The following is a 270-nucleotide window of genomic DNA, read 5'->3' on the forward strand; positions in this document are numbered from 1 at the left end:
GGGCTTATTCAAATTAGGGACACGCCCTAATATTTACCAACTGAATATTGTTAAGCGGGGCGTGAAACTCAAGTTGAGACCTTTGCAAAATTCCCCAAAATCCCCTAAATTCCCACCAAGACATTTAGGGGATTTCTCATGAGCCCCTTCTTCCAGCAAACCGCCCAAGCCATGATTGCCAAACACATCGACCGTTTCCCGCTATTGAAGTTGGACCGGGTGATTGATTGGCAGCTGATCGAACAATACCTGAACCGTCAAAGAACCCGT

At 46.7% G+C, this 270-nt stretch carries 1 pseudogene; it reads left to right on the plus strand.

Annotated features, from left to right (window positions below):
• Positions 1-138: 138 nt before the first annotated feature.
• Positions 139-270, plus strand: a pseudogene (locus HMPREF2959_RS12375) (IS5/IS1182 family transposase); the annotation flags it as partial.

This window comes from Neisseria sp. HMSC070F02, assembly GCF_001814225.1.
GTDB classification, from domain to species: Bacteria; Pseudomonadota; Gammaproteobacteria; order Burkholderiales; family Neisseriaceae; genus Neisseria; species Neisseria meningitidis.